Source organism: Aquimarina penaris (assembly GCF_040786285.1).
Classification (GTDB): Bacteria; Bacteroidota; Bacteroidia; order Flavobacteriales; family Flavobacteriaceae; genus Aquimarina.
Window position 1 is genome coordinate 2,302,501 of sequence record NZ_JBFMKQ010000001.1, and the last position, 23,125, is coordinate 2,325,625.

The 23,125-nt window shown below is 34.3% G+C and carries 21 protein-coding genes; 8 read left to right on the forward strand and 13 right to left on the reverse strand.

From position 1 onward, the window contains the following. Positions 1–19: 19 nt before the first annotated feature. Positions 20–1,465 (reverse strand): peroxiredoxin family protein, encoded by a 1,446-nt coding sequence (locus ABW637_RS09390; protein WP_367584403.1) that lies wholly within the window; start codon positions 1,463–1,465, stop codon positions 20–22. 265 nt (positions 1,466–1,730) lie between these two features. Between ABW637_RS09390 and ABW637_RS09395 the strand changes: the two genes are divergently transcribed. From ABW637_RS09395 to ABW637_RS09405, 3 genes are all read left to right on the forward strand, one after another. Next, a complete protein-coding gene (locus ABW637_RS09395; RefSeq protein ID WP_367584404.1) occupies positions 1,731–3,356 on the forward strand; it encodes an ABC-F family ATP-binding cassette domain-containing protein in 1,626 nt (541 codons plus the stop codon). 390 nt (positions 3,357–3,746) lie between these two features. Beyond that, positions 3,747–4,172: a hypothetical protein gene (locus ABW637_RS09400; RefSeq protein ID WP_367584405.1), complete on the forward strand. Its 426-nt coding sequence runs from the start codon at positions 3,747–3,749 to the stop codon at positions 4,170–4,172. A gap of 1 nt (position 4,173) precedes the next feature. Next, entirely contained in the window at positions 4,174–7,671 is a 3,498-nt protein-coding gene (locus ABW637_RS09405; RefSeq protein ID WP_367584406.1) for a T9SS type A sorting domain-containing protein, read from the forward strand. A gap of 87 nt (positions 7,672–7,758) precedes the next feature. On the opposite strand, the gene ABW637_RS09410 is transcribed toward ABW637_RS09405, so the two are convergent. Beyond that, complete coding sequence (locus tag ABW637_RS09410) at positions 7,759–8,358, reverse strand: TetR/AcrR family transcriptional regulator (protein ID WP_367584407.1); 600 nt, start codon at positions 8,356–8,358, stop codon at positions 7,759–7,761. Positions 8,359–8,512: 154 nt separating this feature from the next. Here ABW637_RS09410 and ABW637_RS09415 point away from each other — a divergent pair, with 154 nt between their 5' ends. Further along, entirely contained in the window at positions 8,513–10,072 is a 1,560-nt protein-coding gene (locus ABW637_RS09415; protein ID WP_367584408.1) for a GMC oxidoreductase, read from the forward strand. Here the strand turns inward: ABW637_RS09415 and ABW637_RS09420 are convergent. The 7 genes from ABW637_RS09420 to ABW637_RS09450 all read right to left on the reverse strand — a co-directional run bounded on the left by ABW637_RS09420 (position 10,069) and on the right by ABW637_RS09450 (position 15,831). Further along, positions 10,069–10,269, reverse strand: a complete 201-nt coding sequence (locus ABW637_RS09420; RefSeq protein WP_367584409.1) for a hypothetical protein — start codon at positions 10,267–10,269, stop codon at positions 10,069–10,071. The genes ABW637_RS09415 and ABW637_RS09420 overlap by 4 nt on opposite strands. A 5-nt stretch (positions 10,270–10,274) precedes the next feature. Next, complete coding sequence (locus tag ABW637_RS09425; protein ID WP_367584410.1) at positions 10,275–10,502, reverse strand: putative signal transducing protein; 228 nt, start codon at positions 10,500–10,502, stop codon at positions 10,275–10,277. Between the two features lie 10 nt (positions 10,503–10,512). Next, a complete protein-coding gene (locus ABW637_RS09430) occupies positions 10,513–11,232 on the reverse strand; it encodes a hypothetical protein (RefSeq protein WP_367584411.1) in 720 nt (239 codons plus the stop codon). A gap of 197 nt (positions 11,233–11,429) precedes the next feature. After that, on the reverse strand, positions 11,430–12,545 hold the full coding sequence (gene leuB, locus ABW637_RS09435; protein ID WP_367584412.1) for a 3-isopropylmalate dehydrogenase: 1,116 nt from the start codon (positions 12,543–12,545) through the stop codon (positions 11,430–11,432). 71 nt (positions 12,546–12,616) lie between these two features. Then, on the reverse strand, positions 12,617–13,204 hold the full coding sequence (gene leuD, locus ABW637_RS09440; RefSeq protein WP_367584413.1) for a 3-isopropylmalate dehydratase small subunit: 588 nt from the start codon (positions 13,202–13,204) through the stop codon (positions 12,617–12,619). 2 nt (positions 13,205–13,206) lie between these two features. Next, positions 13,207–14,589, reverse strand: coding sequence for a 3-isopropylmalate dehydratase large subunit (gene leuC / locus ABW637_RS09445; RefSeq protein WP_367584414.1), 1,383 nt, complete (start codon positions 14,587–14,589; stop codon positions 13,207–13,209). A gap of 69 nt (positions 14,590–14,658) precedes the next feature. After that, positions 14,659–15,831 (reverse strand): 2-isopropylmalate synthase, encoded by a 1,173-nt coding sequence (locus tag ABW637_RS09450; protein WP_367584415.1) that lies wholly within the window; start codon positions 15,829–15,831, stop codon positions 14,659–14,661. A gap of 206 nt (positions 15,832–16,037) precedes the next feature. Here ABW637_RS09450 and ABW637_RS09455 point away from each other — a divergent pair, with 206 nt between their 5' ends. The 3 genes from ABW637_RS09455 to ABW637_RS09465 are packed head-to-tail and all read left to right on the forward strand — an operon-like array spanning position 16,038 to position 18,901. Continuing rightward, positions 16,038–17,582 (forward strand): hypothetical protein, encoded by a 1,545-nt coding sequence (locus tag ABW637_RS09455; RefSeq protein WP_367584416.1) that lies wholly within the window; start codon positions 16,038–16,040, stop codon positions 17,580–17,582. A gap of 9 nt (positions 17,583–17,591) precedes the next feature. Further along, positions 17,592–18,449 carry a DMT family transporter gene (locus tag ABW637_RS09460; RefSeq protein ID WP_367584417.1) on the forward strand — a complete coding sequence of 286 codons (858 nt, stop codon included), beginning with the start codon at positions 17,592–17,594 and terminating at the stop codon, positions 18,447–18,449. An 8-nt stretch (positions 18,450–18,457) separates the two neighbouring features. Then, complete coding sequence (locus ABW637_RS09465; RefSeq protein ID WP_367584418.1) at positions 18,458–18,901, forward strand: DinB family protein; 444 nt, start codon at positions 18,458–18,460, stop codon at positions 18,899–18,901. Here ABW637_RS09465 and ABW637_RS09470 read toward each other — a convergent pair whose 3' ends face one another. The 3 genes from ABW637_RS09470 to panB form a co-directional block, all read right to left on the reverse strand. Further along, complete coding sequence (locus ABW637_RS09470) at positions 18,902–19,597, reverse strand: RluA family pseudouridine synthase (RefSeq protein WP_367584419.1); 696 nt, start codon at positions 19,595–19,597, stop codon at positions 18,902–18,904. Positions 19,598–19,651: 54 nt separating this feature from the next. After that, entirely contained in the window at positions 19,652–20,002 is a 351-nt protein-coding gene (locus ABW637_RS09475; protein ID WP_367584420.1) for a four helix bundle protein, read from the reverse strand. A 66-nt stretch (positions 20,003–20,068) separates the two neighbouring features. Next, positions 20,069–20,887 (reverse strand): 3-methyl-2-oxobutanoate hydroxymethyltransferase, encoded by an 819-nt coding sequence (gene panB / locus ABW637_RS09480; protein ID WP_367584421.1) that lies wholly within the window; start codon positions 20,885–20,887, stop codon positions 20,069–20,071. Between the two features lie 131 nt (positions 20,888–21,018). On the opposite strand from panB, the gene ABW637_RS09485 reads away from it, so the two are divergent. Further along, on the forward strand, positions 21,019–21,495 hold the full coding sequence (locus ABW637_RS09485; protein WP_367584422.1) for a nuclear transport factor 2 family protein: 477 nt from the start codon (positions 21,019–21,021) through the stop codon (positions 21,493–21,495). Positions 21,496–21,579: 84 nt separating this feature from the next. On the opposite strand, the gene ABW637_RS09490 is transcribed toward ABW637_RS09485, so the two are convergent. Continuing rightward, entirely contained in the window at positions 21,580–23,004 is a 1,425-nt protein-coding gene (locus tag ABW637_RS09490) for an L-serine ammonia-lyase (RefSeq protein ID WP_367584423.1), read from the reverse strand. Positions 23,005–23,125 lie beyond the last annotated feature (121 nt).

A 23,125-nucleotide genomic window follows, 5' to 3' on the forward strand; every position in this document is an offset into this window, starting at 1 on the left:
TCATTGAGGGTAGCTTTTTTTATTTTTCGACACTGGCTAATCTAGTATATCTCATTAATTGTTTTTCAAAAACAGAAGAGAAAAGATCTGTATTTGCATTAATGATCCTACCGTCTTGGTTTACAAGAATAACTTTATTACGATTATGAATAACTAGTTCTTCAGAAGAGCATTTGGGATACTTAAATTCATATTCGTGATTCAGGTTATAGTGATGTCTCTTAATGGTTTTTAACCAATTTTTAGTTTGCTCATCATCTGTGTTGATCGCAATAAAATCAATTTCGGGATATAAAGTGCTTAAATATGATGCTTTTTTGTGAGCTCTAATTTGATGGTCTTTTCTATCCATTGACCAGAAATAAAAAGCCGTTATCGACTTCTTGAAAAGGGAAGAAAGTTTAATGGTCTCACCTTTTGATGTTATAAGAGGCTGATCTGGGATTACATTATTAGGTCGTAACCTGGAGATGGCCCTTGAGAGCTTCCTTAATTCTTTTTGAGATTCTTTATTAGAACTAACAGATAGGTAGTGAGAAAGTACTTTGTTTAATTCTGTATTATTCTTGCTCTTCAATAAAAAATTAGTAGTAACTCGTCTTAATAGATTGTTTTTAATATATGGGTGTTGTATAAGGCTGTCAATTAAATCTAATTTATGAATAGTACTTCCTAGCTTATTTTTATACTGCGGAAACTCGTTCGAGTAATTAGTTAAAGACGAATTAGTGAAATAGAAATTTAAAAACCTATTATACGCATATAATCTTTTTAGGTCGTCATCATTATAGTCGATATTGTTTCTGTAGTTGAAAAAAGAAACTGGTAAGTCTTTAGAAGAGTCAAGACCGGCAATGCCATATCGGCTATTAAAATATAACTCGTGCCTGGTATAATAGTCAAATCTAAAACTTGCCTTTATTAATTTTTTTGCTAAGCTACTTAATTCATACTTATCAGTGAATTTTTGATATGTTTCTGCTTTATGCTTCAATAATGAATCTTGATTTCTTTTAAAATAAGCTGGAGATAGTCGAAGTCCAGTTCTTCTTAGTTTTTCACGTTCTATCTCATTTTGTAAGTATGTGTCAATCAAAAAGTTGTTTTTTCGGGCACCGTCCCCAGTAAATACCAAAGATTCATCAAATTCTAAGGTGTTCAAACGTATAAGGATACTGTCTCCTTTTTCTAGAAGAACAATTTGATTTTCTGGGTTATGCCTAAAAGAATAAAGACCTTCTTTAAGGTTTTTAATTTTGTATAAAAATCGATTATTCTTATCTAACTGTATGGTGTCATTAGACCCATTGCCATCAGACAATACTATATAGTTTGTATTTGGATTTACAATTTCGCCACCAAAATAAGTATATTCTCTATTCGTTTTTTCCGAAGAACCACAACTGCATAAGCAATACGATAGAACAGAAAAAGGGATAGCATATTTTAGAAATGAAAGTTGCATTTTGGTATCTATATGTTAACTAACGATTCGCTCAAAAATAAAAGGAATCATCTTGAGCCATTGTTAATTATACGTTAATTCTATGGGTCTAAATTATTTGTTAGAAATTGCTTCATTTTAAAATAAGATACAATAGAATTGCAATACGTTAAAATGATATATGATGTTGTTAGATTTCGACTTTAAATTAATGGCATATTGTTTCTGGTTCTGAATCCATTTCTCTACTTTTGCGGCAAATTCAAATTATACATTTTCTTATATTATGTTATCAGTTTCTAATCTTTCGGTTCAATTTGGTAAACGAGTGCTTTTTGATGAAGTTAATACTGCTTTTACCCAAGGTAATTGCTATGGTATTATTGGTGCTAACGGTGCTGGGAAATCTACATTTTTAAAAATACTTTCTGGTGTATCAGAACCGACTTCCGGACATGTACATTTAGAACCAGGAAAGCGAATGTCGGTTTTAGAACAGAACCACTATGCCTATGATGAGTTTACGGTGTTAGAAGCTGTAATAATGGGTAACAAACCTTTGTATACCATTAAAAAAGAAATTGATGCTCTGTATGCTGATTATACCGATGAAAATGCTGAGAAAATAGGAGAACTTCAGGTGCAATTTGAAGAAATGAACGGTTGGAATGCCGATAGTGACGCAGCTGCCATGCTTTCTAATTTGGGGATAAAAGAAGATTTGCATTATACCCAAATGGCGGATTTGGATACAAAACAAAGAGTACGAGTGTTAATAGCACAATGTTTGTTTGGTAACCCAGATGTGTTGATTATGGATGAGCCAACAAATGACCTGGATTATGAAACGATTTCATGGTTAGAAAACTTTTTGGCTAATTATGATAATACGGTGATAGTAGTATCTCACGACCGTCACTTTTTAGATGCTGTATGTACACATATTTCTGATATCGATTTTAGTAAAATTAATCAGTATAGTGGTAATTATACGTTTTGGTATGAATCTTCACAATTAGCTGCAAGACAAAGAGCACAACAAAACAAGAAAGCTGAAGAAAAGAAGAAAGAATTACAAGAGTTTATTGCGCGATTTAGTGCTAACGTAGCAAAATCGAAGCAAGCTACCTCTCGTAAAAAGATGATTGAGAAACTTAATATCGAAGATATCAAACCATCTAGCCGTCGTTACCCTGCAATTATATTTGAAAGAGACAGAGAGGCTGGGGATCAAATTCTAAATGTAGAAGGGTTGGGCGCAAGTATTGAAGGAGAAACTTTATTTAAAGATATAGACATTAACCTGGCTAAAGGGGATAAAGTAGTTGTGTTTTCAAAAGATTCAAGAGCAACTTCTGCATTTTATCAGATATTAAATGATAAGCAAAAAGCTGATGCAGGTAAATTTGCTTGGGGAATTACCACGACACAATCGTACTTACCAGCTGATAATAGCGAATATTTTCAGAATGATCTCTCTCTAGTGGATTGGTTGCGCCAATGGGCAACCACCGAAGAAGAACGAGAAGAAGTATACCTTAGAGGTTTCTTAGGGAAAATGATTTTTAGTGGTGAAGAGGCACTTAAAAAATCTAATGTCCTTTCTGGAGGAGAAAAAGTACGTTGTATGCTGTCAAAAATGATGATGACAAGAGCAAATGTTTTGATGTTAGACGAGCCAACGAATCACCTTGATCTAGAATCAATTACTGCGTTTAATAATTCACTAAAGAATTTTAAAGGTACCGTATTGTTTACTACACACGACCATGAGTTTGCTCAAACAGTGGGTAATCGAGTAATAGAACTTACACCTAATGGAGTAATTGATCGATATGCTACATTTGATGAGTATATGAATGACCCAAAAATTAAAGAGCTTCGCGAAAAGATGTATGCGGTAAATGCGTAAATACATTTAAAAAATACACTAAACAAAAAAGACCTTGTAATATGCAAGGTCTTTTTTGTTTAGTGTTGGAAGACATTATAAAATAGTTCTTCTGTATATAGTGCAGTTTGTGTGTTAGTTTATTAGCATATTCCTATTGCATAAATAAGAATAGAAATAATAAATATTTGATCAACGAATGTTAAATTAGTTAAATTATCTATGAAATTAGTTGTAATAATTGTCAAATATCTGTTATTTTACACTCTATCTGTGGTTACGATCTACGTTTTGTTGTTTAACCATATGTATTTGATTAATAGACTTCGCCCCTTTGAAGTTTTTATGAACTAACCTATGATGTAGCTATAGCTAAGTAAGCTTTAATAGTTAATGTATAATTACGGTTCAATGTTATCAAGAAAAATTACATTTATTTTTTTTCTTAACCTTACTATTTTTTCATTTGCACAATGCAAAACGGTTGGGGATACTACCACAGAAAAGACTTCTTTACCTACAGCAATTAAACCAGTTGTGAATACTAATGCTACCACAAGATTAAACGGAGATAAGTCTATGGAACTTCATATACAAAAGAATATGAAGGTAGGCGATCCTGCATCTCATTATAAGTATATAGTATATAAGGCTGGTACCAAAGAAATAGTAAAAAAAGGCACTTTTAGAGGTGCTGGTGTAGATTGGAATAATAACACATCATTAAAGCTTACACCATATATAGGTATGGAACAAAAGCCAGTTTCAGATAATCCAGAAGACATTCTCAATAAAAATACTCACACTCAATTAATAATAATCAATTTAAATAACTAAAATGAAACGCAAACTTTACTTTAAACAATTGCTTATACTAGCCTCTATGGTGTTAGTTCTTGCTTCTTGTGATAACAAGAATGAACAAGCTACCGTAGAGATGAAGACACCTGAAGTCTTAAAAAGCAAGAAAACTAAAAAAGATTATAACAAAAAGAAGGGGATTACAATACTTGCAGAAGAATTGGCAAACCTCATGAAACCTATAGGAGCAGAGAAATCTTCCTATAAAGATGGTTATATGATGACAGAGCATCAGAAAGCTATAAAAAAAGCAAATGCTTTTAGATCAAAAAAGGCAACAAGTATTATAAATTATACTGAACGTGGTCCGGCAAATGTGCCTGGTAGAATACGTGGGGTTGTAGTAGCTCCAGATAATGTAGATAAATGGTATGCCGGTACTGTTGGTGGAGGACTTTGGGTAACCGAAGATGCTGGAACTACATGGGAAAACCTTACAGATTATAAAGTGCCCAACCTTTCTACTTCTACAGTAGCTATAAGTAAAAATAATCCACAAGTAATTTATGTGGGTACAGGTGAGCCTTTTGGTAACTTGGATGCTATTGGAGGTGTAGGTGTTCTTAAATCTACAAATGCTGGTCGTACCTGGGAATATCTAAATAATACTAAAGATTTTGGAGGTGTTGGTCGCTTAGCAGTAAATCAAAATGACGAAAATCATCTTGTTGTAGCTAGTACAAACGGTATTTTTGTAACTAGAGATGGAGGTGCTTCATGGACAAACACATACAGTGGAGGTAATGTACAAGACCTTAATTATGCTACTGATGCATGTACAGTAATGTACGCAGGGGTTAACGGTGTTGGAGTAATCAAAAGTAACAATGGTGGATCAACGTGGAATGTAGTGTTGAATAAAGATGATTTCAATGCTAATCATGCACGTTTTGAGCTGGATATATCACCAGCTAATTCTAACAAAATTTTTGTTGGAGTATATACTCCTCAAGGAGGAGCAACTACAGCAGTTAATACAGATTTCTATGTCTCAGATGATGCAGGTGAAACATTTACTTTACTTGCATATGAGGGAACTCCGGCCTCAGGTAACTTAGTTACAGGACAAGGATGGTACGATAACCTTTTAATGGCACACCCTTTTAACGAAAATATTTTTTATTCGGGAGGTGTTGTAACGTATAGAGTAGAAGTGGCGGGTAAGCCGTTAAGTTATACCTTTCAGCCAATAGCTGCAGGATATAATAATGAATTAAATGATTACGTACATGTAGATCAACATGGAATGACATATGTACCTAGCCCAGGTAAAGAGAAAAAATTTAAGTTAATTCTTTCTAATGATGGTGGTGTATATCATACAGATTATCTAGTTGATCCGGGTACAACGCTTAATGATTGGTCTCAAGCTGCCGTTAGATTAAATTGTACACAATTTTACGGCGCAGATAAACGTAATGGGGTACAAGACTATACTGCTGGTGCTCAGGATAACGGAACTTGGATTTCATTTACTCCAAGTGGAGCAAATGATGAAACTGATTATATCTTCATTATTGGAGGTGATGGTTTTGAAGTATTATGGAACTATAACGATCCAAATAAGTTTATTGGTGGTTCACAGTTTAATGGGTTCGTACGTTATGTAAACGGACAAGGATTTAACGCAAGACATGGTGAGTCTGGATCGGGTACTTCTCCTTTTTATTCAAAAATTACGAATTCGAATAACAATCCAGATGTTCTGTTTAGCCCGTCAATTAGTGGGGTTTGGAGATCTTCTAACTTTGCAGAATCTTGGAGTTTGACACCAATTCCAAATAATTTTTCTGTTGGTGCATCAAGTTGGTTAGATGTATCTGTATCTACTGCAAATCCTGACGTAGTTTGGGCAGGTAATGCAATGACAGAATCAGGAAGCTATGTTATGCACGTTACTAAAGATAATGGAGTTTCTTATGAAGCTACTGCTACTTTCGCTGATCCAAGAGATGGTGTTGGGCATAATTACTTTATAGCCGGTGTAGAGACATCGCCTACAAATGAAGATAGAGCATATGTGTTATTCTCAGGACAAGGTGCAGCAAAAATCCTTAAGACAGAAGATTTAGGGCAAACTTGGGAAGATATTTCAGGTTTCTCAACAGGAGAAGATAGAGGTTTTCCAGATGTTTCAATACATAGTTTAGTTGAAATGCCTTTTGATGAGGATAGACTATGGGTAGGAACGGATATCGGAGTTTTTCAAACGTTAGATGGCGGTAAAAATTGGGCATTATTAGCCGGATTACCTGCATTCTCTGTTTTTCAAATGAAAATAGTAAACAATGAAGTAGTTATGGCTACTCATGGTAGAGGTGTTTGGACTGCAGAGCTTGAAGAATTAGCAGGGTATGAACCACCTGCGTATTATGCACCTCCTACCATAGTTAGTGCATCTCAAAAATCAATCGAAAGTCAAGATGCTGTTGTAAAATATGTTCAAACAAATGAAGATGCAGAGCTAATAAAGGTATTTGTTGATGGGGTAGAGGTTGACGAAATCACAGATAATGTAGCTCAAGGAACCGAATTTGAGTATGCAATAGATAATTTAACTGAAGGTGAGCATAGCGTAGGATTTCAAGTAGTAGACAGTCAGCAGAATAGTTCTATTGTTGCTACAGGAGAATTTGATATCATTGATTTTACAGAGCCAGAATCCTTAGTATCTATTGATACTTTTGAAGCTACAGATGTGTATACTTTTGGAGGACAATTCGTAGTTGATAATGTAGGAGGTACAGTTAGCACCGATGTGTTAAGTAATGTAGATCATCCTTATTTAGATGGAAAAGAGTATAGTACAGTATTAAAACATCCTGTATTAGTTTCTGCTGGAAATGAAAACCTTTCTTATGAAGATGTTGCCATAGTTGAATTGGGACCTGCTCCAGGGCAGTTTTATGACCTTGTTGCTGTAGAAGCTTCTACAGATTTACAAAATTGGGTACAACTGGATGCTTATAATGCAGAAAGATTTCCAGAATGGACAGAGGTATATAACTCTGGACCTACGCCTTCTATAAACGATGATTTATTTAAAGAGCAAACTATAAATTTATTTGACTTTTTTGAAGAAGGAGATGTAGTGGCTTTACGTTTCAGGTTATTAACAGACCCAGCGGTTAACTCCTTTGGATGGGCAATTCGCTCTATCAACCCAGGTCAGGGAGAAGCCGAAGAAGAAACTACAGAAGAAGAGGAAGAAACAGTACTTGGTTTAAATACAAATAGAGCCATTATATACCCTACAATATCTAATGGAGAGTTTAGAATTTCTTCGCCAAAGACAATCAATAATGCTAAAGTTGAAATATATAACCTAAGCGGTAAGCTTGTATATTCAAAAAATATAAAAGTATTAGATAAGTCTGAGCAAGAATTATCTCTATATAATATTGTTTCCGGAATGTATTTCACTAAAATAACTGGTAATGGAGTCAATGAGAGTGGAAGAATTATAGTTAGATAAGTATACATAGATATAATAACTTAACTAAAGTATTTAAAAAACCCCGCTAGTTTTTACTAGCGGGGTTTTTGTTTGAAAACGAATTGATTACTTCATCAAACCTTCAAATTTTAAGAACATATAATCCTTTATAGTAGATTCCAGAGTTTCTTTACTCTGATTAAAGAATTTATCATCAGTGATAAGTTGCAGAATAAAAAACTCGTCTAATTTAATAAGTAGTTCAACAGAGACCGGTTTTAATAATTTACTTTCAATACCAAAAAGGTAGAACTGTTTTAAGTCTTCTAGTAATTCGTATAAAAAATCTTCAATAATCTGCCAGGCAGATGGATAATGCTTTTGCAATTGTTTTAGATAAAAAGCAGAGATATTTTTGGCTCCTTCAGTTAAAATGGTAGCAAGTGTCTCATAATGATAGTCTAATTGCAAGATTTCCTTAGTAATTTGATCTTTATAAGTATATAATCTATTAATTCTTACTTGCGTGATGTACTCAAAAACTTCTTCTTTAGTAGTAAAATATTGATAGATGGTTGATTTGCTCCTATTCATTAAAGTCGCCAGATCATCCATAGTAAGATCTCCTAAATCTTTATTCTTTAATTTAGGTAGGATAGCTTGGGTCCATTGTTCGACTTTTTTATTTTTTTCTTTACGATTTTTGAGAATAGATTTTCTCCCCATATTTGCTAATTCATTAAAACCGAACTATCTTTGATAAGATAGTTCGATAGTTTTTTGATTTCACTTCAAACTTAATCATTTACTTTATGAAGAATAACCTTGGCTGGAAAAAATATATAGTAAAAGTTTCATATCCTTTAATAAGTTTAAAATCATGAGTGTAGAGAAAGAATACGATTATATAATTATAGGTAGTGGTTTTGGGGGATCGGTAAGCGCACTACGACTTTCTGAAAAAGGATACAAGGTTTTGGTGATCGAAAAAGGAAAATGGTATAAACCCCAAGACTTTCCAAAAACAAACTGGAATCTTAAAAAATGGTTATGGATGCCTTTTTTTAGATGGTTTGGTATCATGAAGATGTCTTTTTTTAAGCATGTAGTCGTTATATCGGGGACCGGAGTAGGTGGTGGATCATTAGTGTATGCAAATACATTACCTGTGCCTAAGAAAGCCTTTTTTACATCTGGTAGTTGGGGTAAGTTGGCAGATTGGCAAACCGAATTAGCACCTTTTTATCAAACGGCACTAAAAATGCTAGGTGCACAGAAAAACCCAACTCTTTTTGATGGGGATAGGGCACTTCAGGAATTAGCTTCGGAAATGGGGATTAAAGAAAATTTTGAAGCCACCGATGTGGCTGTTTTCTTTGGGAAACCTAATGTAACGGTTCCCGATCCTTATTTTAATGGTAAAGGACCTGATAGAACAGGGTGTAACTACTGCGGAGGATGTATGACAGGATGTAGGATAGGAGCAAAGAACACATTGGATAGAAACTATTTATATCTTGCGCAGCAATTAGGAGGCGAAATTCTGGCAGAACAGGAAGTGTATGATGTGATTCCTTCCAAAAGTGGTTATGAGGTAAAGTTTAAATCTTCAACAGGTTTCTTTGCGTCTAAGAAATCAGTAAAAGCAAAAGGAATTGTTTTTTCTGGAGGAGTACTGGGAACAGTGAAGTTATTATTAAAGCTAAAGAAGAATTCATTACCTAATATTTCTGATCGATTAGGGCATGATATCAGAACTAATAATGAAAGTTTGATTAGTGTTACCAACCTGGATAGGAAAAAAGATATGTCGAAAGGAGTAGCTATTGGATCTATTCTTAACACAGATGAGAATAGCCACTTGGAGATTGTAAGATATGCCAAAGGATCTGGCTTTTGGAGATTATCGCATTTACCATTGACTCATGGAAAAAATACAATTGTTAGGGTGACAAAAATGTTTACGAGCTTTATAAAACACCCTTTGTCTTATATCAAACTGTATACAACTAAAGATTGGAGTAAAAGCACAACGGTCTTACTTTTTATGCAAACGCTAGATAGCACATTAAAGTTTAAGAGAAATAGCTTCGGGATTATGAATACCCGAGTAGCCGAAGGTAAAAAGCCTTCAGCTTTTATCCCTCAATCTTTAGGGCTGGCAAAACGATATGCTAAATTAATAAAAGGAAAAGAAACCGTTTTTGCTTTAGAACCATTGGCCGGTATTCCTTCTACAGCTCATATCCTTGGGGGAGCAGTTATGGGTGCTAATATATCTGAAGGTGTAATTGATGAAAATAATAAGGTTTTTGGGTATGACAATATGTTTGTTTGTGATGGGTCTATGATATCTGCAAATCCAGGAGTTAATCCATCTCTTTCTATTACTGCTATTAGCGAACGTGCAATGAGCAAGATTCCTAAAAAGAAGAATTAATCCTTTTGAGAGCCTTGAAAATGCCTATAGATTAAGTAAGCACCATATACTATAAATAATATAGTAAAAATAGATCTAAAATCCCATTCTGCTTCTGTTTGCAAACGGTTATAAAGTCGTAAGCCTCCAAATAAAACCAATGCGATTCCGATCATTAAATCCCATTTTCTTCGAGAAGGTTTGTTTTTATCGTCCATACTGTTTAGGATAAACTTTTTTCTATAATAGGAATTGCTTCTTCGACATCGATTTTCTTTACAAAAAGTTGAATATGGTCGGGGATTCCGCCACCAAAACCAGCCATCATACCCGATTTCATATCATCTCGTGTAACAGAATTGATCCCTCGATCCTGAAGCACTGTTTGTAAGAATTGTATGTTAATTAAACTACCGGTATATACTCTTTCGTATTCACTTTCTGGAAACATAGGGTGCTATTTATGCATTAAAATATTTACTATTCCAGATCGCGGCATTAAAGTTTTTACCTAACGCAAATCCATAAAATAAAACGATCGCAGCGACCGATTTAAACATGAATAAAAAAATCATGATGAATGTTGATGTGTCACTTGTTTTACTAAATAAGCCATCCGGAACCATAAAAGTAATCAAAAGACTCACTAAAAAAGTAAGAATCAATAAATTTTCAAAACTTTTAAAAAACCACATCAATATTTTACGTAGAGGATGAAGATCATTTCCCCATTTATGGATAAGATAGAAATAATCATTTCCGATGGGAGCAAAGAGTAGGGGATCATCTGCATTTTCTAATTTAAAAAGTTTAGAAGGTGCTATGATTTTAAACCCTTTTAGTTCGGTATGATGTTTTTTTTCTAATTCTTTTATAATCAAAATGGCTTCATTGGGTAATTTTCCTTTAAAATATTTCGAATCCAAAAATCGCAATCGGTAATCGATACAAATTTTTTTTATTTGGTCAAGGTGGTATATTTTGTCAGTTTCTAATTGGTCAAAATCAAATCTATTATAGATAATATTTGAAGCGTTATCCAAATTTTGAAGAATTCTTTCTTCATGGTCTTCTTCTTTTCTGAAAATTTCTTGTACTTGTTTCTCCCAGGTAGACGAGTCAAATTCTTTAGATCTTAGCTTACTTAACTGCTCTTCAATATTGGTTCTGGGAAATAACATCTTCTTTTCTTTTTCATTAGCGTCACTAAATTAGCTATTTACGTTTAAGTTTACAAGATATAAGGATGAATCATTAGTATTTTAACTCTTGTTGATTAAGGTTGTAAAATTGAACATGGTCATAGAAAGGGAAGTAAAACAAAAAAGCAACCAAGAAAAGATCTGGTTGCTTTTTTTAAACAGAATGTGGACTGCGACTAGATAATTGTCGATTGGCCTACATGTATATTTTCGAAATTAATATTTGAGTCTTCTGGATTTAAAATATAATCTGCTATAAAATCACCAACTTTTTCTGTAGTTAGTGGGTTAGTAGTGTTTAAATCAGGTGTGGTAAGGTTTAATTCCAAAGCCTTCTCCACAGCATCTCTAATGGCATTTGCTTCTCCAACCAGATCAAAATGTTCTAAGAGCATTGCAGCAGAAAGAATGGCAGCAATCGGATTGGCTATACCTTTACCAGTGGCTTGTGGATATGAACCATGGATGGGTTCAAACATACAACAGGTGTCTCCAACAGAGGCAGAAGCTAATAAGCCAATAGACCCACCAATTACGCTGGCTTCATCAGAGATAATGTCTCCAAACATATTTTCGGTAAGGATAACATCGAATTGACTAGGGTTTAAAATCATTTGCATGGCAGCATTATCTACAAATAAAAAGTCAAGAGCTACGTCTTTATATTCTTTTGCAATTTCTGTAACCACTTTTCTCCACAAACGAGAAGATTCTAAAACATTAGCTTTGTCTACTAAAGTTAGCTTATTTCTTCGTTTTTGCGCCGCTTTAAAGGCTAAATGAGCGATACGCTCAATCTCTTCTTTAGAGTATTCACAAAGATCAGAAGCAACAGTGCCATCTGCACTTAGTTCTTTTTTTCCAAAATAGATTCCACCGGTTAATTCTCTGTAGATAGAAATATCTGTACCTTCAATAATCTCTGGTTTAAGAGGAGATTTGTCAATAAGTGTACTATACGCTTTAACAGGTCTAATGTTAGCGTAAAGACCAAGTTCTTTACGTAATTTGAGTAACCCCTGCTCTGGACGCACAGGTGCACTTGGGTTATTGTCATATTTGGGATCACCAATGGCACCAAACAAAACGGCATCGGTGCTGGCACAAAGCTCTAAAGTTTCGTCTGGTAAGGGGTTTCCTGTTTTGTCAATTGCAATGGCACCCACCAAAGCTTCTTTAAAAACAAAGGTGTGATCAAAACCATGTGCAATAGCTTCTAATGCTTTAATAGCTTGGGCAGTCACTTCTGGACCAATACCGTCTCCTGATAATACTGCGATATCTAATTTCATACGTTTCTTATTATTATTGTCACACTAAGTATTTCGATTTGGCCCAATACGGGCTTGTCGAAGTATTTTTATTATGCTTTTGCATTTTCAAATGCTTCTATTTCTGTTGTATTACTGATTAAGAAATCGATATCATCATAACCATTGATCAGGCAGGTTTTTTTATAATTATTGATTTCAAAATCTGAAGAAGCTCCTGTAGCGAGCAATGTAATTTTCTGCGCTTCAAGATCAACTTCTATTTGTGTATTTGGGTCTTTCTCTATTTCATTAAATAGTTCTTGCAAGTATTCAGGAGAAACCTGAACTGGCAATAGACCGTTATTTAAAGCATTTCCTTTAAAGATATCGGCAAAGAAACTAGATACTACGACTTTAAATCCATAATCGTGGATAGCCCATGCAGCATGTTCTCTACTAGAACCACACCCAAAATTATCACCAGCAACGAGTATTTTTCCGTTATACATGGTATTGTTCATTATGAACTCTCTGTTTTCACTTCCATCTTTATGATAACGCCAGTCTCTAAATAGATTTTCACCAAAACCATCACGACTGGTAGCTTTTAAAAAACGCGCCGGAATGATTTGATCAGTATCTACATTTTCAATAGATAAGGGTAAAGCCGAAGATGTTAGTTTTGTAAACTTATCCATGATTAATTTAGTTGTTTAGTAATGTCAATAATTTTTCCTTCTACGGCTGTTGCAGCCGCTACAAGTGGACTTGCTAAAATGGTTCTTGCGCCTTGTCCTTGTCGTCCTTCAAAATTTCTATTAGAAGTAGATACACAATATTCTCCTTCTGGGATTTTGTCATCATTCATGGCAAGACATGCAGAGCATCCTGGTTGACGAAGCTTAAATCCTGCTTCTTCAAAAACCTCTTTTAAACCTTCTTCTACAATCTGCTGTGCTACTTGTTGAGAACCGGGAACGAACCAAGCAGTTACATTATCGGCTTTTTTCTTTCCTTTTATATAATTCGCTGCGATTCTAAAATCTTCAATTCTACTATTCGTACAACTTCCTATAAAGACATAATTGATTTCTTGATCCACAAGAGATTGCCCTTTTTCAAAATTCATGTACGCCAATGATTTTTCGAAAGAAGCATTATTTTCTACAGGAATGTTTCCTGAAATTTTGATACCCATACCTGGATTTGTACCGTAGGTAATCATGGGTTCAATATCTGCAGCATCGAAATGATATTCTTTATCAAAAACGGCCCCTTCATCTGTAGGAAGTGTTTTCCAATAGGCTACTTTTTTGTCAAAATCAGAACCTTTAGGAGCGAATTCTCTTCCTTTTACATATTCAAATGTAGTTTCATCGGGTGCAATCATTCCGCCACGAGCTCCCATCTCTATACTCATATTACAAACGGTCATTCTGCCTTCCATAGACATGTCTTCGAACACATTACCTGCGTATTCGCAAAAGTATCCTGTACCAGCATTCGTTCCTAGTTTTGAAATCACATACAGTATAACATCTTTAGGTAAAACACCGGGTTTTAGTGTTCCGTTGACATTTACACGAAGACTTTTAGGCTTCTGCAGTAATAAACATTGACTAGCAAATACTTGTGCTACCTGGCTGGTTCCGATTCCGAAAGCTATAGTACCAAATGCACCATGAGTAGAAGTATGGCTATCTCCGCAAACCATAGTCATCCCAGGTTGGGTAATACCAAGCTCGGGAGCCATTACGTGGACTATACCATTATATTTATGGCCAAGTCCATATAATGTGATGTTGTTTTTATTACAATTTTTGGTCAGTTGTTCTAGTTGATTTCTAGACAATGCATCTTTTACAGGAAGATGTTGATCTTGTGTCGGAGTATTATGATCAGCTGTGGCTACAATCTGATCAGGTCTAAAAACAGGAATTCCACGTTGTTCCAATTCTCCAAATGCTTGTGGACTGGTAACTTCATGGATTAAATGCTTGTCTATATATAATATTTGTGGGCCATCCTCAATTTCCTTGACGACATGTGCATCCCAAACTTTATCAAATAAGGTTTTTTTCATATTTAATCTAAAGTAATCAATTGTACTATCGAACGCAGTCGAAATGTATACACTTTTTTGTTAATTGTATTATGCAACGACAGCCGCCACTACATTTGTGTTTTTCATGATTTGATGGATATCTTCATCAACCACTTCTTTTTTACGATCAGCGAATTTTAAAAACTCAGTATACACATCATCTAACTGAAGCTTTGTCAATTCGTATCCAACTTTTTTGGCTCTATAAGCTAATGCAGCTCTACCACTTCTGGCAGTAAGAACAATAGCAGATTCTGTTACTCCAACTTCAGCAGGATCGATGATTTCATAGGTTTCCCTGTTTTTAATCACTCCGTCCTGATGGATCCCAGAGCTGTGTGCAAAGGCATTGGCTCCAACAATAGCCTTGTTGGGTTGCACCATCATACCCATATGATCAGAAACCATTAGACTGGTTTCATATAATAATCTAGAGTTGATATCTGTATTAAGATGTAGATATGGGTGTTGCTTCATGATCATAACAACCTCTTCTAATGAGGTGTTTCCTGCACGTTCTCCAATCCCGTTAATTGTACATTCAATTTGTCGAGCGCCATGAATGGCACCAGATATAGAATTTGCTGTTGCTAATCCCAAATCATTGTGGCAATGACAAGAAATAATAACATTATCAATTCCTTTGACATTTTCTTTAAGGTATTTGATCTTGGCACCATATTCTTCGGGTAAGCAATATCCTGTGGTATCAGGAATGTTAAGAACGGTCGCCCCGGCTTTGATCATAGCTTCACAAACTCGCGCTAAGAATTCATTGTCGGTGCGACCAGCATCTTCAGCATAAAATTCTACATCTTCTACAAAAGATTTGGCATACTTTACAGCGGCAATACCACGTTCTATAACTTTATCCTGAGTAGAGTTGAATTTATATTTTATATGGGACTCTGAAGTACCAATCCCAGTATGTATTCTTGGTCTTTTTGCATGTTTAAGTGCTTCGGCAGCTACTTTTATATCATTTTCTACAGCTCTTGTTAGTCCACACACTGTAGCATTTTTAACGATTTTGGCGATTTCATTTACCGAGGTAAAATCTCCTGGGCTCGAGACGGGAAATCCCGCTTCAATAACATCAACACCAAGAAGATCTAGTTGGCTGGCAATAACTAATTTTTGTTGCGTATTTAACTTACAACCAGGGACCTGCTCACCATCTCTTAAGGTAGTATCGAATATTTGAACTTTGTTGTCACTCATAGGAATTCCGTGATTTTTTAATGTTGTGCTCAATTAAAACAACATCTTTTTAAAATATTATTAAAAGATGTTTCTTAAATCTCTTACGAATTTATATTTTGGGAATTGAAAAGAGATGTATTCGGTAGATTGTTTTACAATGGTAAACTATTTTAACATGAATGTAATCATCTTTTAATCAGTTAATTACAATATATTTTCTTACAATGACTAATGATCAAAAAGATCCTTTGTTTGTTTTAGTAAAGTCGCTTTCTAAATCCGAAAAACGCCAGTTTAAGGTTTATGTAGGACGATTAGGAGTAAATACGGACTCTAAATTCCTCGCGCTTTTTAATCATTTAGATAAGAGTGATAATTTGGATGAAGATCTTATCGTTAAAAAAGGAATTGTAACCAAACTACAGCTTTCCAACCTTAAGGCTCATCTATATAAACAGATATTAATTAGCCTTCGTTTAAGTCCATTACATCAAAATATTAGATCGCAGATACGTGAACAACTCGATTTTGCTTCAATTTTATACCATAAAGGTCTGTACAAACAAAGTTTAAAGATTTTAGAGAAAGCAAAAGCTCTGGCAAAAGAAAACGAAGAACATAATATAGCGTATGAAATTGTTGAGCTAGAAAAAATTATTGAAACTCAATATATCACCAGGAGTATTAATAGTAGAGCAGATGAACTAACGGTAGAAGCTAAAATGCTGAGCATGAAAAATGTATTGACCAGTAAGTTGTCTAATCTCTCTCTTCAGTTATATGGTTTAATGCTAAAAAGTGGTTATGTAAGAAATGATAAAGAGCATAACGTTATCACGAATTATTTTCATAGTAAATTACCTAAGTATGATTGGAGTATGCTAGGGTTTAGAGAAAAACTCTGGCTATATAAAGCACATTTATGGTATAGTTTTATCGTTCAGGACTTTTTGTCTTGTTATAAGTATTCAAAAAAATGGGTTGACCTTTTTTATGAACATCCAAAGATGATGATTTTGAACCCTGTTTTCTTTTTAAGAGGTAATCATTATTTATTAGAGTCACTCTATTTGATTAAGGATAAAACACAATTACAATTAATGCTATCAAAATTAGAAAAAACAATACTTGATGATAGCTTTCCTAAAGATGATAATATCGAAGTGTTGTCTTTTCAATTTATCTATAATAACAAGTTGAATATTCATTTTCTTGAAGGTACTTTTGATGAGGGAGAGTATCTGGTTAAAGAGATTTTAAACGGAATAGAAAAGTTTAATAATCGAATTGATGATCACCATGTGATGGTTTTTTATTATAAAATTGGCTGCCTGTATTTCGGAATGGCAGATCATAAAAAATGTATTGAATACCTCGCTAAAATCATTACTAATAAATCATTAAAAATGAGAGAAGATCTAATGTGTTTCTCTCGAGTATTGAGCTTAGTAGCACATTATGAAGCCGGAATGGATTATCATCTTGAAACCCAGTTAAAAGAAACATATCGTTTTCTTCTTAAAATGGATGATTTACACGAAGTACAGAAAGAAATGATCAAATTTCTTAAAAATTTAGGAGATATATATCCGCACCAGATTAAGGAAGAGTTTCGCAAACTTCATAAAACACTAAAGCAGTATGAAGATCATCCCTATGAAAAGAGATCATTTTTATACTTAGACATACTTTCTTGGTTAGAAAGTAATATTGAAGGAAAACCAGTTGCAGATATTATTAAAGAAAAATCTAAAAAATTGGTTCGGTAACCTCCTCTAATGAAAAACACCCAGCACTTACGTAATATTCTTGAATTAAATTTGGCGATGCTTCTTATTAGTACATCAGGGGCTTTAGGAAGATATATAGATATGCCAGTACCAGTTATAATTGGTTTTAGAGCACTATTGGCAGGAGTATTACTTTACATATATTGCAGATGGAAGAAGATTTCTTTCAGAACCGGAAGCAAAGATAGACCTACTATAATTTTAAGTGGTATTCTAATGGGGCTACATTGGATAACATATTTCTATGCTTTAAAATTATCTAATGTAGCCATTGGGATGTTGTCAATTTTTACGTACCCTGTAATTACAGCATTGTTAGAACCTGTATTATTGAAAACAAAATTTCAGAAAGTTCATTTACTATTGGCAGTTTTGGTATTGATAGGTATCTACTTTCTTGTTCCCGATTTGGATTTTAATAATTCATATACTAAAGCCGTGCTTCTAGGAGTAATTTCGGCAGTTTGTTATTCTCTACGTAATATTATCATGAAAACCAAAGTAGGTAATTATAACGGTTCTGTTTTGATGTGGTACCAATTGGTAGTAGTTACTTTTTTTTTAATACCATTTTTATTTATCATGGATAGTTCGGGGATTAAAGAACAGTGGTTACCTACATTAACTCTGGCATTATTTACCACAGCCATAGGACACACATTATTCTTAGAAAGTTTTAAGCGATTTTCGATCACAACGGCCAGTATTATAAGTAGCGTTCAACCCGTGTATGGTATTATTATCGGAATTATCTTTTTGGGAGAAATCCCTGTTTTTTCTACGATAATAGGAGGGGTGTTAATTTTAACCTCTGTAGTTATAGAGAGTATTCGAACGTATAAATAGGGTATAATATGAAAGAAACACTAGAAAGACTTGAACATATAGTACTCAAAGCAGAAAAAACAATTCTCGGCATAAGTAAAGATGCTCTCAATCATAAAATTTCTGAAGATAAATGGTCGAAAAAGGAGATTTTGGGGCATTTAATTGATTCTGCAATGCATAACTTACAACGTTTTACCGAAGTTCAGTTTGAACCGAAACCTTATAGGATTAGAAAATATAATCAGAACAAATTGGTAAAAGTGAATTGTTACCAAAAAAGTGAAATTGAAGTTTTACTTCAATTATGGATTTCTCTGAATACACAGATCATTTTTGTTTTAAAAAATAGTACCCTTGATATGCTGAGCTATGTCATTGAGTTGGATCAAGACAATGTTAAAACATTAGAATGGTTAATATTTGATTATATAGAACACATGCAACATCACCTTAAGCAAATTAAGAATTGATTAAACACAAGCACTCCAAATAGGATCTGACGGAGGAGGAGCAATAATAGTTAACGGTTCTTTCTTTACCGGGTGAGTAAACGTTAGTTTTCGAGCATGTAAATGTATACTCCCGTCTTTATTACTACGTTTGGCACCATATTTTAGATCTCCCTTGATGGTACAACCTACACTAGAAAGTTGAGAACGTATTTGATGGTGACGCCCGGTATGCAAATCAATTTCTAGTAGATAGTAGTTGTCCAGTTTTTTAATCAATTTATAGTCTAGAACTGCTTTTTTACTATCCGGAACCTCATTTTTATTGGCATAAGATTTATTCTGCTTTGGATTACGTTTTAGCCAATGTGTTAGGGTGTCACTTTCTTTAGGGGGTTGATGTTGCACTACAGCCCAATAGGTTTTTTGTGCTTCTTTTTCTGCAAAAAGCTTATTAAGTCGAGGCAAAGCTTTGCTTGTTCTGGCAAACACTACAATTCCGCTTGTTGGGCGATCCAAACGATGTACTACACCCAGATAGACTGCTCCAGGTTTATTATATTTTTCGGCAATATATTCTTTAACAATTTCACTTAATGGTTGATCACCCGTTTTATCACCCTGCACAATATCACCAGGTCGTTTATTGACAATAATAATATGATTGTCTTCATAAATGACTTGAAGATTATCTTTATTTGAAAGGGTTTTGGACATTTTGGATTTTTGGATGAGTTAGATCACTGGATTTTTGGATTACCACATACTCAATTAACTTAATGTTGATTTAAATTTTGAGGTCATTTTGATAATAGAATTTAAATCATTTAATAAAGAATCCAATTCATCTTCATCAATGAACTTTAAATCAAAAGAGATTAGTAATTGTGTTTCGATTTCATAAGCCGATCCTAAAGTGATTTGAAGGAATCTTGAAAAATCTTTATTTGAGTTTCTTGAAGAGCCTTCGGCTATGTTTGAAGGAATTGAGACGGAAGCCCTTCTTAACTGATTGGTTATTCCAAATTTTTCAGTTTCTGGAAATTTAGATGTAATAGCATAGATCTTAGAACAAAATATTCTACTTTTTTTCCATATTTCTAAATCTTTAAATCTATGCATATTTAAATGTCTAACAGCCTAATCTATCTAAAGATCCAACTATCCGGAAATCTAACCAATCTAAAACTAATACTGCTCTTTATCACTAGGAAAATCAACTGCTTTTACATCGGTAACGTATTGCTTAAAGGCATTGGTCATTTCTGTATATAGATCCAAATAACGTCTTAAAAAGCGAGGATTAAACTCATGTGTCATTCCCAACATGTCATGTGTTACTAAAACCTGCCCATCGACACCATTTCCTGCACCGATTCCTATAATAGGAATAGTGAGACTTTCGGCAACTTCTTTAGCCAGTTTCGCAGGAACTTTTTCTAAAACAATAGCAAAACATCCAATTCTTTCAAGCATCAAAGCATCTTCTTTTAGTTTTTGTGCTTCTTCTTCTTCTTTTGCTCGTACGGTATAGGTTCCAAACTTGTAAATAGATTGTGGTGTTAATCCAAGGTGCCCCATAACCGGGATACCGGCATTAAGTATTCTCTTTATAGATTCTTTTATTTCTTTACCACCTTCCATTTTTACAGCATGCCCTCCTGATTCCTTCATAATTCGGATGGCAGAACGTAATGCTTCTTTTGGATCACTCTGGTAACTTCCGAAAGGAATGTCTACTACAATCAATGCACGATCAATAGCCCTAATTACAGAAGAGGCATGATAGATCATCTGATCTAAAGTAATCGGCAGGGTCGTTTCATGACCTGCCATTACATTTGATGCAGAATCACCCACAAGAATTACATCTACGCCGGCACCATCAACAATTTTGGCCATGGTATAATCATAAGCAGTTAACATAGAGATTTTTTCTCCATTAGCCTTCATTTCTACTAGGGACTTTACCGTAACACGTTTGTAATCTTTTTTTGCTGTAGACATCTTATTATATTTTTTTGGAATGTAAAAGTAATCATTTACCAATATCGTAACAAGTGTATGAGGTTTTTGATTTTCTTTTATTTTGAAAGGAATTTAAATATTACATTTATAGAGATCAAAAAATATACATTATGCATAGATTAATCGTATTCACTTTTCTTTTTAGCACTTGCATCGTTTTTTCGCAAAAAGATAATTCTAAAGATGTAAGTCGTTATGAAAAAGAAGTAAAACAAACTATTTTACAGTTTTTTGAAGGGTTTCATTCTGGTGATACTGTCAAAATTAAAAACACCATGGATGAAAATATAACAATGCAAACTATTGCAGAAACAAAAAATGGAGGTAAGAAAGCGGTTAAAACTGATGTTAGCAGATTCTTGACAGCAATACAAAGTAGGCCAGCAGAGCAACGTTGGGATGAACGACTTTTACTCTTTAAGATTGATGCAGATTCGACTATAGCAAACGCGTGGACTCCCTATGAATTCTATTTCAATGATACCTTTAGTCATTGCGGAGTAAATGTTTTTCAATTGTATAATGATGGTACTTCCTGGAAGATTATTTCTATCGCAGATACGCGAAATAGAGAAGGGTGTAAGTAATTTACGAATTATGAATTACGATTTTAGGTTAAAAAACTACAACTGATTTTAAAGTTTTACTTCTCTGAATCGTGTAACTTAAATCTAACAATCGCTTAAGCTTACTTTTACTGCCAAACCACCTTCACTGGTTTCTTTATATTTGGTATTCATATCTAGGGCCGTTTCCCACATGGTTTCAATAACCTTATCCAAAGGGACTTTGGCATGTGCAGCATCAGCGTCTAGAGCCATTTCACAAGCATTTATAGCTTTTATAGCCCCCATTGCGTTTCGTTCTATACAAGGAACTTGTACAAGACCGGCAATAGGATCGCAGGTAAGCCCTAAGTGATGTTCCATCGCTATTTCACTTGCCATCAATACTTGCTCAGGTGTACCGCCCATTAGTTCGGTTAATGCTCCTGCAGCCATTGCCGAAGAAACACCGATTTCTGCTTGGCAACCACCCATCGCAGCAGATATAGTAGCTCCTTTTTTGAATAAACTACCAATCTCACCAGCAACCAACATAAATTGTTTTACATCATCAAAGTTGGCATCGTGGTTTTCGATAACCATATAATACATCATAACAGCAGGGATTACACCAGCACTACCATTAGTAGGAGCTGTTACTACTCGTCCCAAAGAAGCATTTACTTCATTTACGGCCAAGGCAAAACAAGAAACCCATTTCAATATCTGACGAAATTTCACCTCTGTATTTCGTATGGCTTCAATCCATTCTTGAGGGGAGTTGTATGTCGTGTCTTCAATTAACTTTTTATGTGTATCAAAAGCTCTTCTTCTTACATTTAATCCACCAGGTAGGGTGCCTTCAGTATGACAGCCTGTAAACATAGATTCCAGCATTACCTTCCATACTTGTGCAATCCTGTCATCAATTTCAGAATCACTTCGTAAAGAACGTTCATTTTCAAGAACGATTTCAGAAACTTTTTTGTTTTTTGTGTTACAATACGCTAATAAATCTGTCGCTTTTTGAATGGGTAAAGGAAAGTATTGAAATTCTTCGAGCTTTTTTTCTTTCCTTTTTCTTTCTTCTTTTACCACGAAACCACCACCAATAGAATAAAAAGAGGATGATATTTTTTTACCATTTTTCAAAGTGCCATGAAACGTCATACCGTTAGGATGAAACTCTTTGAATTCTCTATTAAAAACAATCTGTGATATTGGATCAAAAGAAACAGATACTTCGTTATTGAACAGAAGCTTCTTTGAATTTTTAATCGAATCAATGATGTCAGGAATTTTAGAAACATCGATAGTCTGAGGGTCATAGCCACATAAACCTAAAATAACGGCAATATCTGTAGCATGACCTTTCCCCGTGAGGGATAAAGATCCAAAAAGATCTACAGTAATTGAAGTAATAGAGTCAAAAGCACTATCTTTTTTTAGTTCTGCAATCCATCGGCGTGCTGCGCGCCAAGGGCCTAATGTATGTGAGCTCGAAGGACCTACACCTATCTTCAGCATGTCAAAAATACTGATACATTCCATAATTCGTAATTATTGAAGATATTTCGACGGTAAATATAGTTTTTTGGTAATAAAGAAACTTGTTTTTTAAGGAATAGTTAATAAAGCGAAGCGTGGTTGTTTTTAAAGAAATGGGTACTGT